Origin of the sequence: Streptacidiphilus sp. BW17 (assembly GCF_041262485.1) — a bacterium.
Taxonomy (GTDB): domain Bacteria; phylum Actinomycetota; class Actinomycetes; order Streptomycetales; family Streptomycetaceae; genus Streptacidiphilus.
Genome location: NZ_JBGCCR010000029.1, coordinates 83,663 through 98,712, shown reverse-complemented (window position 1 = coordinate 98,712; position 15,050 = coordinate 83,663). Strand labels below are relative to the sequence as shown.

The 15,050-nt window shown below is 72.6% G+C and carries 12 protein-coding genes; 1 reads left to right on the top strand and 11 read right to left on the bottom strand.

Going from position 1 to position 15,050, the window contains the following annotated elements:
- Window positions 1–259 precede the first annotated feature (259 nt).
- The 8 genes from ABH940_RS28420 to ABH940_RS28385 form a co-directional block, all read right to left on the bottom strand.
- Window positions 260–1,129: a trypsin-like serine protease gene (locus tag ABH940_RS28420; protein ID WP_370071487.1), complete on the bottom strand. Its 870-nt coding sequence runs from the start codon at window positions 1,127–1,129 to the stop codon at window positions 260–262.
- A 237-nt stretch (window positions 1,130–1,366) separates the two neighbouring features.
- Window positions 1,367–3,004, bottom strand: coding sequence for an RNA polymerase sigma factor (locus tag ABH940_RS28415; RefSeq protein WP_370071486.1), 1,638 nt, complete (start codon window positions 3,002–3,004; stop codon window positions 1,367–1,369).
- Between the two features lie 404 nt (window positions 3,005–3,408).
- On the bottom strand, window positions 3,409–4,350 hold the full coding sequence (locus tag ABH940_RS28410) for a FadR/GntR family transcriptional regulator (RefSeq protein WP_370071485.1): 942 nt from the start codon (window positions 4,348–4,350) through the stop codon (window positions 3,409–3,411).
- Window positions 4,351–4,556: 206 nt separating this feature from the next.
- Complete coding sequence (locus tag ABH940_RS28405; protein WP_370071484.1) at window positions 4,557–5,345, bottom strand: hypothetical protein; 789 nt, start codon at window positions 5,343–5,345, stop codon at window positions 4,557–4,559.
- Window positions 5,346–5,533: 188 nt separating this feature from the next.
- Window positions 5,534–6,724 carry an ATP-binding cassette domain-containing protein gene (locus ABH940_RS28400; RefSeq protein ID WP_370071483.1) on the bottom strand — a complete coding sequence of 397 codons (1,191 nt, stop codon included), beginning with the start codon at window positions 6,722–6,724 and terminating at the stop codon, window positions 5,534–5,536.
- A gap of 135 nt (window positions 6,725–6,859) precedes the next feature.
- Complete coding sequence (locus ABH940_RS28395) at window positions 6,860–7,609, bottom strand: NUDIX domain-containing protein (protein ID WP_196198602.1); 750 nt, start codon at window positions 7,607–7,609, stop codon at window positions 6,860–6,862.
- A gap of 145 nt (window positions 7,610–7,754) precedes the next feature.
- Window positions 7,755–9,044 (bottom strand): DUF4192 domain-containing protein, encoded by a 1,290-nt coding sequence (locus tag ABH940_RS28390; RefSeq protein WP_370071482.1) that lies wholly within the window; start codon window positions 9,042–9,044, stop codon window positions 7,755–7,757.
- A gap of 279 nt (window positions 9,045–9,323) precedes the next feature.
- On the bottom strand, window positions 9,324–11,483 hold the full coding sequence (locus ABH940_RS28385) for a DEAD/DEAH box helicase (RefSeq protein ID WP_370106562.1): 2,160 nt from the start codon (window positions 11,481–11,483) through the stop codon (window positions 9,324–9,326).
- A 357-nt stretch (window positions 11,484–11,840) separates the two neighbouring features.
- Here ABH940_RS28385 and ABH940_RS28380 point away from each other — a divergent pair, with 357 nt between their 5' ends.
- Window positions 11,841–12,482: a hypothetical protein gene (locus ABH940_RS28380; RefSeq protein ID WP_370071480.1), complete on the top strand. Its 642-nt coding sequence runs from the start codon at window positions 11,841–11,843 to the stop codon at window positions 12,480–12,482.
- 125 nt (window positions 12,483–12,607) lie between these two features.
- Here ABH940_RS28380 and ABH940_RS28375 read toward each other — a convergent pair whose 3' ends face one another.
- From ABH940_RS28375 to ABH940_RS28365, 3 genes are all read right to left on the bottom strand, one after another.
- Window positions 12,608–12,997: a hypothetical protein gene (locus ABH940_RS28375; protein WP_370071479.1), complete on the bottom strand. Its 390-nt coding sequence runs from the start codon at window positions 12,995–12,997 to the stop codon at window positions 12,608–12,610.
- Window positions 12,998–13,469: 472 nt separating this feature from the next.
- Window positions 13,470–14,153, bottom strand: a complete 684-nt coding sequence (locus ABH940_RS28370) for a ribonuclease HII (RefSeq protein WP_370106561.1) — start codon at window positions 14,151–14,153, stop codon at window positions 13,470–13,472.
- 140 nt (window positions 14,154–14,293) lie between these two features.
- Complete coding sequence (locus ABH940_RS28365) at window positions 14,294–14,941, bottom strand: TetR/AcrR family transcriptional regulator (protein ID WP_370071477.1); 648 nt, start codon at window positions 14,939–14,941, stop codon at window positions 14,294–14,296.
- Window positions 14,942–15,050: the final 109 nt, after the last annotated feature.

Genomic DNA, 15,050 nt, shown 5'->3' with positions numbered 1-15,050 from the left:
GGGGGCGCCCCCCCCCCCCCCCGGCGGGTCTCCCCCGCTGCTGCCGCCCCCCCCCCCCGGGGGGGGGGCCCCCCCCCGGGGGGGGGGCCCCCCCCCCCCCCCCCCCCCGGGGGGGCCCCCCCCCGGGGGGGGGGGCCCCCCCCCCCCCCCGCCCACTGTCGCGTATATCACACACCGGCCGCACACCGCCTGTGCGATGTCCGGGCACTGCCCACCCACCGCACAGGCACTCCCGGTGTGACGGTTGTCACACGGACCGTCAGAACTGGCTCCGGACCTCGTCCGCAACCGCCGCGACGCGGGTGTAGACGCCCGGATGGCCCGGTTGGGCACAACCCGTGCCCCACGAGACGATGCCGACCAGCCGTCCGGCCACCACCAACGGCCCGCCGCTGTCGCCCTGGCAGGCATCCCGGCCACCCAGGGTCTGCCGCCCCGCACAGACCATGCTCTCGGCCCGGAAGGTGCCGTCCGATCCTGACGCGTAGTCGGACGCGCACGTGCTGTCAGCGAGGATCGGCACCTGCACCTGGTGGAGCGTGGTCGGGTAGTCGCCGTTGCCGCGCAGATCCCCCCAGCCGTAGACGGTGGCCGAGGTGCCGGGGGCATAGGGAGCCGTGGCTCCCTCGGGGACCATCGGCAGCACGTCGTGCGGGTTCTGCGGGGTGGCCAGCGTGAGCACCGCCACGTCCCACATGTTGGTGTTCATGTCGTAGTTCGGGTCGACCCAGGTGGAGACGACCGGAACCTCCCTGCCGGCAGAACCGCCCAGGTCGGTGCGCCCGACGATCACCTTGAGGTCGGGACGGTCCACCCGCTGCATGGTCTGCTCGTCGTAGAGGCAGTGCGCGGCTGTCACCACCTTGTTCGGCGCGACCAGCGTGCCGCCGCAGAACTGCCCGGAGCGGGTGCCGCCGTAGACCGAGCGGCTGGCCACGGCGACCATCCACGGGTCCTTGGCCGTGGTCGTCGGGCCACCGCCGACGATGGCCTGCGCCGGAACGGCGGGGGTGGCGAGCGCCGTCGGCACGGACGCGAGCAGGACCAGCAGCACGCGCCTGCGCCGCCAGAACCCCCGGCCGGCTCTGCCCTCGCCGCGGCCCGCTCCGCCTCCGACGCCGCGAAGCACGTCCCGATCCGCTCCCTGATCGGGTACCCGGTCGACTCCCACCCTTGATCCTTCCGCCGCACAGACTCCTGCCGCGCCACAGCGTAGGGATCCGGACACGCAACGTGCCCACCCGCCACGCCGGGTGACGGATGGGCACGTGTGCCCGAAGGGTGATGACCTTCGAGAAACGCCTGTTCAGACGGGTCGGCCCGGATCAGTGGATCCGGGCCGGTCGGTCCCGCTCAGTGGGCCGGATCAGTCCAGGTAGTCCCGGAGGACCTGCGAGCGCGACGGGTGGCGCAGCTTCGACATGGTCTTGGACTCGATCTGGCGGATGCGCTCACGGGTGACCCCGTAGACCTTGCCGATCTCGTCCAGCGTCTTCGGCTGACCGTCGGTCAGACCGAAGCGCATGGAGACCACGCCGGCCTCGCGCTCGCTCAGGGTGTCCAGCACCGAGTGCAGCTGCTCCTGGAGCAGGGTGAAGCTGACCGCGTCGGCCGGGACGACCGCCTCGGAGTCCTCGATGAGGTCACCGAACTCGCTGTCACCGTCCTCACCGAGCGGCGTGTGCAGCGAGATGGGCTCGCGACCGTACTTCTGGACCTCGACGACCTTCTCGGGCGTCATGTCCAGCTCCTTGGCCAGCTCCTCCGGAGTGGGCTCGCGGCCCAGGTCCTGGAGCATCTGGCGCTGGACGCGGGCCAGCTTGTTGATGACCTCGACCATGTGCACCGGGATACGGATGGTGCGGGCCTGGTCCGCCATGGCGCGGGTGATCGCCTGACGGATCCACCAGGTGGCGTAGGTCGAGAACTTGTAGCCCTTGGTGTAGTCGAACTTCTCGACCGCACGGATCAGACCGAGGTTGCCCTCCTGGATCAGGTCCAGGAAGAGCATGCCGCGACCGGTGTAGCGCTTGGCCAGCGAGACGACCAGACGGAGGTTGGCCTCCAGCAGGTGGTTCTTGGCGCGGCGGCCGTCCTCGGCGATGATCTCCAGCTCGCGCTGCAGACGCGGCGCCAGCTTGTCCTCGGTGGCCAGCTTGTCCTCGGCGAAGAGACCGGCCTCGATGCGCTTGGCCAGCTCCACCTCCTGCTCGGCGTTGAGCAGGGGGACCTTGCCGATCTGCTTGAGGTAGTCCTTGACCGGGTCGGCCGTGGCACCGGCGACGGCGACCTGCTGCGCCGGGGCGTCGTCCTCGTCCTCGTCGGAGAGCACGAAGCCCTCGGACTCGCCCTCCTCGCCACCTTCGGCGGGCCCACCCTCGGCCGGGGCGGCCGAGTCCTCGGTCAGCTCGTCCTCGCCGGCGGCCTGCTCGTCGCCGTCCGCGTCCTTGCCGGACCCGGCCTTGGCGGCGGTCTTCTTGGCGGCGGTCTTCTTGGCCGGGGCAGCCTTCTTGGCGGCGGCGGCCTTCTTGGCCGGGGCAGCCTTCTTGGCAGCCGCCTCGGCTGCTGCCACGAGCTCCTGGACCTGGTCGACCTCGGCCGGAGCAGCGGACTTGGTGACCGAGGTCACCGACGCCGCAGCGGCACGCGGGGCAGCGGTTCGGGTCGTGCTCGCGGCAGCCGCAGGGCGCGGAGCGACGGACTTGGTCGCCGTCGTCTTCGTGGCAGTGCTCTTCGCCGCGACGCTCTTCCGGGGGCGCTTGGGGGCGGACGACTCCGCCGCGCTCACCATCAGCGTCACACCTTCCTCATCGAGGACCTGGTTGAGGCTGCGCATGACGTTCTTCCACTTGGTGACCGGAATCTGGTCCACCTCGAAGGCATGGCGCACGTCATCGCCGGCGATCTGCCCCTGTGCCTTACCCCGCTCAATGAGCGCCATGAGAGCGGCAGACTCGGTGATCTCGGGTGGGAGCGAACGGGATGTGCTTGCCGACACGAACAACCTCTCGGACGTGAGTGGACAGAAGGCCGGCCGCAGGGACGGCCCTCTGAAAACTGCAAAGCTTTGGCTGGCGGTTCTGGCACCGCCTTCGTACACATCGCTCGGCACGGGAAAGCGTTACGCACCACTTACGTGGTGCAGGTCACAATGCCCCGGGGCGAGTCCTTGTATGGGGTCTACCCCGTTCAACCATGCCAGATGGGCGGTGATTCCGAGTGTCGCCTGAATCGGGTAGCGGACGGCCGAGGCCGCCACCCGGTGGTCGTCTCTCCGGGGGCGGCCTCGGCCGATCGGTGTGCTGCCTCGATGAACCGCGTCGGTGCAGTCGGTGCAGCCGTTGTGCGGGGCTTTCGGGTCCTGCGGCGGCGGGTCGTGCGGAGGTGGCGGGTCGTGCCGCTGTGCGCTCAGTGCTCGCGGGGGCCGGGGACGAGCGGGTCGACCTCCGGCTGAACGGTCAGCAGCGCACGCATCGCCTGCTCGGCCGCGGTCCCGTCACCGGTGCCGAGGGCGTCGACCAGGCGCACGTGCAGTCCGACCGAGGGCTCGGACGGGCGGTCGCACGCGGTGAACGGTCCGCCGGAGACCTGGAGGGCGGAGCCGACGATCCCGGCCAGGTGCTCCAGCATCCGGTTGCCGGCCAGCGCCAGCAGCACGGCGTGGAACTCGGCGTCGGCACGACCGTAGGTGAGCGCGTCGCCCTGGGCCGCGGCGTGGCTCATGATCTCGGTCATGTCGTGCATCCGCTGCTGGACCTCGTCCCGGCCGTGGCCGGCGGCGAGGCGGGCGGCGAGCGGCTCGATGGCCCAGCGCAGCTCGAACAGCTCACGACGCTGGTCGTCACGCTGCGGGCCGTAAGCGCGCCACTCGATGATGTCCGGGTCGAGCAGGTTCCAGTCAGCGACCGGCCGGACCCGGGTGCCGACGTTGGGGCGCGCCGAGACGAGGCCCTTGGCCTCCAGCACGCGCAGCGATTCACGGACGACGGTGCGGGACACCTCGAACCGCTGTCCGATCTCCTCGGGGACGAGGGGACGGTCGGCGCCGAGGTCACCGGAGACGATCATCTGCCCGAGCTGCTGGACCAGCTGACCGTGCAGCCCGCGGCCACGACTGCCGGCGGCGCGACGTCCGCTGCGGCCGAGATCGGGGTCGGAGCCGTCCCAGTGCAGTGCGGCGGCGCTGGTCGCAGCCGCGGCATGGGGCGAGGCGACGGGGTGGGATGCGGGGAAGCGGTCCAGCTGAGCGGACGTCATCTGGGCGGGGGTCATGGTGGGGTGCGCAACGGTACTCACGTCTCCTTTGTCGGCTATGCGGCGCACAGGCTTGAGGACTTTCGTGAAAAGCACACGAAAGGGTGATCGCCCATCACTACACAATTGACGCCATATCGGCAGTTATTGCCCAACTGAGAGGCGAGGGCCGCTGAGAGCCCACGGCCCCCGCGCGATCCCGTGCGGCCCCGCGTCAGTCGTGAGCAGCCAGCACCGGCTCGTTCCGGTCGTTCGTGGAGACGACCGTCGAACCCGAGCACGCCCAGGAAGGTTCGCCCTGGTCAGAGTGCGCTGCGGCGCGGGAGGAGGAGCAGGTAGGCACCGAGCAGCAGCAGGATCGGGGCGGCCACGGCGACGGCCAGATCGGCCGACGAGAGCGCGGTACCGCTGCGGAGCCCGGAAAACGTCCCGTAGAGCCAGTCGTGGCCGCGGTCGACCGGGAAGAGCGCACGCCAGTGGAGGGCACGCAGACCGCCGGAGGCCAGGGCTCCGCGCTCGACCAGCGCGCCGGCCACAGGCTCGGCCAGGATCGGCACGGTGATCAGCAGCAGCATGCCTGCCGCCGCACTGCGCAGCAGCACCCCGCCGAGCAGCCCGATCCAGCCGCCCGCGACGGTCAGCGCCAGATACCCGACGAGCGCGGCCGGAACGTGACCGTGCCGGGCGGCGGCCTCGAGCGGCGCTGCGGCGGCGTGGTCCCCGAGCCGGAGCAGCAGGCCGTCCACCGCGAGGGAGACCGCACCGAGGAGCCCCGCGAAGACCCCGACCACCAGCAACTTGGCCAGTAGCAGCCCGAACCGCCGACGCAGCGGACGCAGGATCCCGCCCGGAGCCGGGTAGCGGAACTCGTGCCCGGCCGACAACGCCCCCACCGCACCCGCTCCGAGCGCCGCCAACGGCAGCGGCAGCAGTGGCACCCCGGCAGTCAGCACCCGGATCGGGTCCGTCAGCCCCGGCTGGCGCAGCGTCAGCTCGGCCACGACGGCGTCGGCCGCCAGCACCGCGACGGGGATCAGCCAGCTGGAGCGCACCCCGATGAGACGGCGGCGCTCGTAGGTCAGTGCGTGCACGGCTGCTCGTCTCACTCTCGGTTCGGGCCCGCCCCCGGTCTAGGAGCGGGTCGCGTGGATGCGCTGGGTGGAGGGGTACGCGGGCGGCTGCGCGGCGGTTCGGGTACGCGGGCGGGTGCGCGGCGCGGCGGGGTACGCGAAGGGGCGGGGAAGGCGAGGTCGGGGCTGCCCCGGTCGCGAGCGGCCGGTCAGTCGTCCTCGTCGCGGAAGAGCGGCGCGGCAACCCTGGTGTCGCGGCGGGACAGGACTGCTGACGCTCCGGACATCCCGGTGAACGGGGGCACCACCATCGGCGCCAGCACCGTCTCGCCCTTGCCGACCGACACCGTGGTCCGGACGGAGGGCGACTCGGGATCCGGATCGGCGGTCCGCCCGCCGCCGGGGACGCCCGGCTCCAGGGCAGACGCTCGCCGTGGCGTCGTCGGGGCGTGGTCGACGGTCTGGTCAGCCAGCTCGTGCAGCAGGATCCCGTGACGGAACGCCAGTTCGCCGATCTCGGTCCGGGAGAGGCCCTCGACGGAGATGGCGTTCCCGCTCTCCCGCCGGACTGCGACGCCCGACTCGCTCAGCAGGTCCCCGAGGCGCGCGACCTGGGGGCCGCGCACCGAGACCTCGTCGCGCAGCCGGGTCCGCCGGAACTCGTCGATCGGCTGGTCCGCCCGCAGCCGTCCGTCGTCCAGGGTGACCACCCGGTCGGCCAGCACAGCCGCCTCCTGTGGGCTGCGCAGCGTCACGACAACCGCCCCACCTCCGGTGGCGAACGCCCGGAGGAAGGCGTGGAACCACTCGACGTTCTTGGGCGAGAGGCCCTCGGTGGGCTCGTCCAGGACCAGCGTGCACGGGTCGCCGAGGAGCGCCTGGGCGAGCTGCAACCGTCGTGTCATACCGGGCGAGTAGGTGCGCAGCCGGTGCTCGGCCGCCGGACCGAGGCGTGTCTGCTCCAGCAGCTGGTCGGCACGGCGCGCGGAGACGCCCGCCGCAGCCGCCATCATCCGCAGATGGGCGCGGGCCCGGCGCCCCGGGTGCCCGGCGGGACGGTCGGCGTCCCCCAGCACGACGCCCACCTCCCGCTCCGGGTGAGGCAGCCGCCGGTACGGACGCCCGTGAAAGAGGGCGGCTCCCTGCCCGTTCTCCAGACCGAGGGCGAGGCGCAGCGCCGTGGTGCGCCCGGATCCCTCCCGACCGAGCAGGGCGGTCACCTGGCCGGGACGCGCGTCGAAGGACAGGTCCAGCAGCGCCGGAGGACGGCCACGCCGGTAGCTCTTGGTCAGTCCGATCGCCTGAAAGGACTGGTACGTCGACTGGTGGGCCTGCGTCTGGGCTTTCTGGGCGTGGGCCTTCTGGGCGTGGGCCTTCTGGTTTTGGGCCGTCTGAGCCACGGTCGGACTCCTCCGTGCTGGTCTCCCCCGTCGCCAGCACGATAGACCGACATAGTTACTTTGCGTGGTATTGACCGATACGGCGCGTAGGAGTCGCCGGAGTCATCCACGGCCCCGTCTCCGAACGACGGCCCGTCAGCTGTCGGGCCGCAGCATGGGCGGGTTGAGCACGGTGGCCCCGCCGGCCCGGAACAGCTGGGCCGGGCGACCACCCTGACGCGTCGTGGTCCCGCCCGCGGGGAGCAGGAACCCGGGAGTACCGGTGACCTTGCGGTGGAAGTTGCGCGGGTCCAGCTGCACGCCCCACACCGACTCGTACACGCGCCGCAGCTCGCCGACGGTGAACTCCTCCGGACAGAAGGCCGTGGCCAGTGCCGAGTACTCGATCTTGGATCGGGCCCGCTCCACACCATCGGCCAGGATCTCGGTGTGGTCGAAGGCGAGCAGCATCCCGTCGTCCCCCTTGCCCCGGCCGAGGAGCTCCTCGACCGGCGCCCACCTCGCGCTGCGCACATCCCCACCGGGGCGCGGTGTGGGCAGGTCCGGGGCGAGCGCCAGGTACGCCACGCTGACCACGCGCAGGCGCGGGTCGCGCTGCGGGTCGCCGTAGGTGGCGAGCTGCTCCAGGTGGGCGCCGACCCCGGGACCGGTCCCGGGGGCGCCGTGGGTGCGCAGACCGGTCTCCTCGGCCAGCTCGCGGGCCGCCGCCTCGATCAGGCCCTCGTCCGGGCGGACGAAGCCACCGGGCAGCGCCCAGAACCCCTGGAACGGCGGCTCGCCCCGGCGGACCATCAGCGCGCACAGGGCATGGTCGCGCACGGTCAGGACAACCAGGTCGACAGTGACCGCGAAGGGAGGGAAGGCCGACGGATCGTAACGCGACATGCGCCGCATCTTAGTCGTCTCTGTGACGATAAACAGCGTCGCGTTCCGAAGGGACGGCCATCCGGCCCGAAGGATCCACACAGATGCCCATGAATCCCCGCAGATGGGCCCAGAGATGCATGCGGATGCACGGGGCTCCGCACGGCTACCCGTCGGAATCCGGATCCCGACGCTGGTGCGGCATCGAGCCGGACGCACTGCCCGGATTGCCCGAGGTTTCGGGATCGGCGCCCGCGCAGCTGCCACCGGCTCCCTCCGGGCCGCGGCCGAGGCGGCAGCGTCGACGGCGACGGGAGCCGCGCTGTCGGGCCGCCCGCTCGGCGCGCAGCGTGGCGCAGAGGGAGTCGGGAACGGCTCCGCAGTTGATCGCCTCGTAGAGCAGCGCGGCGAAGGTGTAGTCGGGATCGGCGGTCAGTGCCCGCCCCAGGGCCACCCGGGCCGTCACGGTGTCGCCGGTGACCCACGCCGTCCAGCCCAGCAGCGAGAGCGGGGCCGCCGCATGGTCCGCGAACGGGCCCACACAGCGGCGGGCGAGGTACCGCCAGACGTCGGCCGCGTGGTGGACGTCGGGCGGGTCGAGCCACTCGGCCGCCCGGTCGCGAGCAAGCCTGTCCTGCAGACCCAGCACGATCCGGGCCGCGTGCTCGTCGTCCAACGTCCGCTCGCCGGAACGGAACCGGGCGACCGCCGCCGCGACCAGGTCGGCGGTGGCCGAGCGCAGCCGTTCGCAACCTCGCTCCCGGCCGATCTCGGCGGCGACTGCGGGCATCACCCGCTCGAAGGCGCGCATGAGCGGTTCGACCGTGGCGACCGGCACCGGCGCCAACTCACGATGGAGATCCCGCAGGTTGCCGCGTACCTGGATGCCCGCGAACGCCGCCGCGGCGGCCACGGCCGACGTGCTGCCGGGAGGACGGATCGGCGCGCCCTCGGCCGGACAGCACTCGGGATCGTCGCAGGTGTACGAGAACCACCGGCCTTCGGAGAGGCAGAGCGACTCGTGCACGGGGATGCCCGCCGCCCCGAAGGCCTCGCCCAACAGCAGGGCCAGCGGACGCAGGGACTCGGCCACCGCACGCGGGCTGCCGCCGATGACCGGGTCCTGGCAGAGGTAGAGGATGACGGCGTCCGGCAGCGTGTCCCGCTGCTCGGAGAGGGCGAGCAGGTACCGCATGACCTCCTCGGCCGCCCCGGGCCAGGCCGCGCGGGCGGGAAGATCCACCCGGACGGAACCGCCCTGCCGTCGCCTCGGCCCCTGCAGGCCGAGCGCCACGATGCTGTCGTTCGGGAAGAAGCCCAGCAGGAAGGGCAACGCCTCGGCGATGTCGGCCGGCGTCTTCATACGGACGACGGGGCGCTCGAACGGGGAGAAGGACGGTTCCGGAACCGGCGGGGGAAGCGGGGCGGACGCGGAGGGCATGTCGTGCTCGTTCATGGCGCCGAGCCTGCCCCTGGCCGACGACGACGCCGAACGGCTTCTCACGCGCCTGTGGAGAACTGGCGGGTGTGGAAAACCTGCTCATCCGATCGGGCGAAGGGACAGGACGCTCCCACCCGAACCAACGTTTCTCCACAGGCTGGTGAGGCCCCGTTGGCTTTTGTCGGTGGTCCCGACTATCAAGGACATCACGAAGACACGAGAACACGAGAAGCGAAGCCACGAAGCCGCGCAGGTGTGCAGCCGCGCAGGCATGAAGCTGCGTCAGGGGCGGCCCTACCCCGCGACGGCGAGGACCATCGGGAGCACCTGACCGGCGCCGTTCTGGCGCAGCAGACGTGCGCCCACGGCCAGGGTCCAGCCGGACTCGGTGTAGTCGTCGACCAGCAGGACCGGCCCGGGTGTGGCGGCCAGTGCGGCGGCGAGGTCCTCGGGGACGGAGAAGGACGAGGCGAGGGCCCGCAGCCGCTGGGCGGAGTTGCTGCGGTGGGCGGCCAGTTCGTCCGCCTGCGGCGTGTAGGTGAGGCTGCCCAGCAGCGGGAGCCGACCGACCCGGGCCAGCCCCTGGGCCAGGGCGGTCACCAGTTGCGGACGGGTGCGCGAGGGCATCGCGACGACGCCCACCGGCCGGGCGGCCGCGTCGGCGCCGCCGGCGGCCCAACCACCGGGCGAGCGCGCCCAGTCGGCGACCACGGTGACCACCGCGGCCAGCACGTCGTCCGGCACCGGAGCGTCGGGAGCCTGGGCGGCCAGCAACGGACGGAGGCGGTTGCCCCAACCGATGTCCGAGAGGCGGCCCAGGGCGCGGCCGACGGCCGCCTGCTGGCCCTCGGGGATGCGTCCCTTGAGGTCGACCCCGACGGCCTGCATGCCCGAGGGCCACATCCGGCGCGGCTCGACCTCGACGCCCGGCCGGGCCAGCTCGCCGGTCGCGGCCGCGACCGCCTGCGGGGAGACCGCGGCGTCGAGCCAGGGCCCGGCGCAGTTGTCGCAGCGACCGCACGGGGCCGCCTTCTCGTCGTCGAGCTGCTGCTGCAGGAACTCCATCCGGCAGCCTGTGGTCGCGACGTAGTCCCGCATGGCCTGCTGTTCGGCCTCGCGCTGCCGCGCGACCCAGGCGTACCGCTGGGTGTCGTAGGTCCAGGGCCGGCCTGTGGCGGTCCAGCCGCCCTTCACCCGGGCGACGGCGCCGTCCACGTCCAGCACCTTGAGCATCGTCTCCAGCCGGGAGCGCCGCAGATCCACCAACGGTTCCAACGCGGGGAGCGAGAGCGGGCGTCCCGCCTGCTCCAACGCCCCGAGAGTGCGGCGCACCTGCTCCTCGGGCGGGAAGCCGACCGAGGCGAAGTAGGCCCAGATCGCCGCGTCCTCCCGGCCCGGCAGCAGCAGGACGTCGGCGTGGTCCACCCCGCGCCCGGCACGGCCGACCTGCTGGTAGTAGGCGATCGGCGAGCTGGGCGAGCCAAGGTGCACGACGAAACCCAGGTCGGGCTTGTCGAAGCCCATGCCCAGCGCGGAGGTGGCCACCAGTGCCTTCACCCGGTTGGCCAGCAGATCCTCCTCGGCCTGCAGCCGGTCCGCGTTCTCCGTGCGGCCGGTGTAGGACGCCACCCGGTGGCCGCACTGCCGCAGGAAGGCCGCGACCTCCTCCGCCGCCGCCACAGTGAGGGTGTAGATGATCCCGGACCCCTGCAGATCGCCCAACCGCTCCCCCAGCCAGGCCAAGCGGTGGGCCGCGTCGGGCAGTTCCAGCACCCCGAGCCGCAGGCTCTCCCGGTCCAGCGGCCCGCGCAGGACCAGCGCGTCCGCTCCGCCGGTGCCCAGCTGTTCGGCGACGTCCGCCGTCACCCGCGCGTTGGCCGTGGCGGTCGTGGCCAGCACGGGGACGTCTGCGGGCAGCTCCGCCAGCATGGTCCGCAGCCGGCGGTAGTCCGGGCGGAAGTCATGGCCCCAGTCGGAGATGCAGTGCGCCTCGTCGACCACCAGCAGACCGGTGGTCGCGGCCAGGCTCGGCAGCACGGTGTCCCGGAAGTCGGGCGAGTTCAGGCGCTCGGGACTCACCAGCAGGACGTCCACGTCCCCCGCCGCGACCTCCGCCTGGATGGCGCCCCACTCCTCGGGGTTGGCCGAGTTGATCGTGCGGGCGGCGATCCCCGCGTGCGCGGCCGACTCCACCTGGTTGCGCATCAGGGCCAGCAACGGCGAGATGATCACAGTCGGCCCGGCTCCGCGCCGCCGGAGCAGCGAGGTCGCCACGAAGTAGACCGCGGACTTGCCCCACCCCGTGCGCTGCACCACCAACGCGCGGCGGTGGGCCACCACCAGCGCCTCGATCGCCTGCCACTGGTCCTCGCGCAGGCGCGCCTCCGCACCTCCGCTCCCCACCAGGCGGGCGAGTACGGCGTCGGCCTCGGCACGCAGATCCACGTCACTCATGCCCCCATGCAACCCGACAACACCGACAAGAAGCGAACCCACCGCTTGGCGAGGCGGGAAGAGAGACCGGGAGACACGGCCGGCGGCGGACCGGAGGGACCACCGGTTGCCGGGGCGCACCCCACCGGTCGGGGGGCGGCGCTGCGCCGGTCGGGTCGGCTTCCCGCCCGAACGGACCAGCTGGGACCGCTCGCCGGGGGGACTTATCCGCCTGATCTTCGGAACCGGGGACACTTCCGGCGGGGTCACCGTTGCCGCATGGTCCGTCGGACGTGAGAATTGGCAGGTATCCCGGCCCGGACGCGTCGTTCCTGACCGGTGTGCGAGGTGCCCGCGCGGGCACGGGGAAGGAGGATCTTGAGCATCGGCCATCCCCCCGAGCTGCCCATGGGCTCGCACTCCCCGGCCGTCCCCCGCTCGCTGGACGCGGCCACCTGGGCCGATGCCGACCTTCCGCTGCTGCCGGAGCCCCGCACGGTGATCGAGGACCTCCACCGGATCCACCAGCCGCTGCCGGGCGCGACCGTGCTGGGTGTGCTGTCGACGGACTCGCGGGTGGTGGCGGGTGCGTCCTTCACCGTGCCGGAGCGGCTCACCGACGGCTGGCACCTGCGCAACATCCTGCTGGCGCACCTGCGCCACACCGTGCCCCACGGCCTGCGCCGCCGCGCGCCGCTGCACACCGCGGTGCTGATCCAGTGCCGCCGCGGACCGTCCGGGTGGACCGAGCAGGACGGCGCCTGGATGTGGGCGCTTCGCGACGCCGGCCAGCTACACGGAATACGGTGCGGCGGCTACGTCACTCTGACGGACGAAGGCTGGCAGCTGATCGGAGACGCCCGGCGCGGCCGGAGCCCGCACGCGGGCTCGTGGGCACAGCGTCCGGTCACCACGATCAGCGAACTGACCGCGGCCAACGAGCCGACGCCGAGCTTGGAGGCGCCGAAGCCACGCCTCGCGCTGCTCCCCGTCGAAGAGCCGCGCGTGGCCGTCAACTGATCGGTGTCGAGTGATCCCTGTCGAGCCCGCCCCACATCGGGATCACCCGACATCGGGCACACCGCTGACCGTTCCCGCCCGACCGTGCACAGGTCGGGCGGGAGCGGTCAGCGGCTGCGGGTGTGCTACTCCGGGCGGCGGGGCGCGGGCAGGGGTGCGTCGCCGCAGACCACCAGCAGAGCGGTGGCTCGGGCAAGAGCCGTCGCCATGGCGTCCTGGACGGTCGCGGTGTCACCGCCGTTGACAGCGAGCACGACCACCTCGCGCCGCACTGGGCGGCAGCCGTCGGCGGCGGCGTAGAAGACGTCGTCGGCCGCGTCCAGCTGGGACCAGTACCGGTCCTCGCCGAAGGACCGCTCGTGCTGCTGCCACGGGTGGGCGGCGTCGGTGGTCAGCACCAGGATCTGACCGGGCGCACGCCCCGCGTCGAGGAGCAGGTCGACGGTCTCGTCGGCGCGCTCGACGGCAGCCTCACGGGCGGCCGGGACCACCTGCAGCTCAGGGAGTGTGGGCACGGCCTCCGCTGCGGGACGACGCGACGCGACGCCGGGCTTCGGCGCGCGGGCGGGCCCAGCCGGCGGACCGGGAACCGGGCGTCGCGCCGGCGGTCCCGGCCGGGGCACGGGACGCGGGGCAGCCGCCACGCTAGAGGGGGAAGGCACTGCGGTCACGGCGGTGCGGGCTACCGGGTCCGTCTCGTCGGTGGATGGAACGCCCTGGCCCGAGTCGGTCTTGTGGATCTCCAGCTCCTCGGCACGATTTCTGACGACGCACCGGACGGCGCCGCACAGCGCCTGAGAGCTTACTCGTTGCCGAAGATCAGCCGATAGGGGGGCCCACCCGCAGATCAGTGCGATTTCGCAAAGCTCATCCCCGCCCCGCCGGGAAGCCGCCACGCCGTCGCTTCCCGGTCATCTGCGGACACGGTTCGCGGCTCCCCGCGCGGTAACTGATCATGCGTCAGGCGGCGGGAGCCGATGGAAACCGTCAGAAGCCGAGGGAGAGCTGCTCCCCCGCATCGACGGACTCGCGGACCACCTTGAGGTGACGCCACTGCGGGAGGTCGTCGAGGAAGGCCCAGGAGAGCCGGTGCAACTCGGTCGGGCCGAGACGTTCCAACGCCTCCCGATGCACCGGGGAGGGGTAGCCCGCGTTGTCGGCGAAGCCGAAATCGGGGTGGTCGCAGCCGAGCTCGGCCATCATCGCATCGCGCCGGACCTTGGCGATCACGGAGGCCGCCGCGACGGCGACGCAGGACTGGTCGCCCTTGATCACCGTACGGACCCGCCACGGGCCGCCCAGGTAGTCGTGCTTGCCGTCGAGGATCACCGCGTCGGGCGGTTCCGGCAGCCCCTCCAAGGCGCGGACGGCGGCCAGGCGGAGCGCCGCGGTCATCCCGAGCTCGTCGCACTCGCGCGGAGAGGCATGGCCGAGCGCGTAGGCGTGCACCCACGCCGACAGGACGGGGGCGAGCTCCTCGCGGCGTCGCGGGGTGAGCAGCTTGGAGTCGGTCAGCCCGACAGGGGGCTTGCGCAGACCGGTGACCGCCGCGCAGACCGTGACCGGCCCGGCCCACGCGCCGCGTCCCACTTCGTCCACGCCGGCCACGAGGGTGGCACCGGCCCGTCGCAACGAGCGTTCGACGGAATGGGTGGGCGGATCGACGGGCATGCCCTCAGCCTAGGGCCTGCCCGGACCGCCGATTCCCGCCCGGACCGCCGATTCCGTCGGGATCGCCGATTCCCGCACGACCGCCGACCACGAGGCCCGACCAACACGAGCGCCCGACCCACGACGACGGCCCGCCCCGGTCACCCGAGCAGGAGCGGCAGCAGCACCTCGTCGACCAGAGCGACCGCCTCCTCCTCGGTGAAGCGCCCCTGGCCGGTCTTGGCCCGGTACAGCATCATCGCCGGGACCACGTCCAGGACCATCGGCGTGACCGCGCCCGGGCGGATCTCGCCGCGCCCGTCGGCGGCGCGGAGCGCGGCGAGGAGCAGGCCGCGCGCGGGGGTCAGGATCCGCTGTTGGACCAGGCCCATCAAGGCCGCGGCCCGCTCGTGGTCCAGCTCGCTGATCACCGCCCGCGCGGCGCAGCCGGGGCGCGAGCTCATCGCGGCGCGCAGACGTTCCAGCACCGCGAGCAGGTCGCCCCGGAGGCTGCCGGTGTCGGGGGCGTCGCCGAGCAGGGGCAGGCTACATCCGAGCGCTTCGAGAACCAGGTCCTCCTTGCTGCCCCAGCGCCGGTAGAGGCTGGCCTTGCCGGTCTGCGCGGCGGTGGCCACGGCCTCCATGCTGAAGCGCGCATAGCCGGAGGCGACCAACTGCTCCAGCGTGGCTGTGAAGATCGCCTGCTCCAACGCCTGCCCGCGACGCCGGGCGACGACCTGCTGGGCGTGCCGCACCGATGCGCAGGGGCCACCGCGCTCGGCTCCGCCTTCACCGGTTACTTTCGTCAACTGCTCACCCCGGAGGGTTGAATGTCCTATTTGTCCGGGTCTACCGTCGATGTTAGTGAACGGAGCCGTTCACTCCAAGACCCGCCCCAGAGCCGGCCACCCAGGCGAT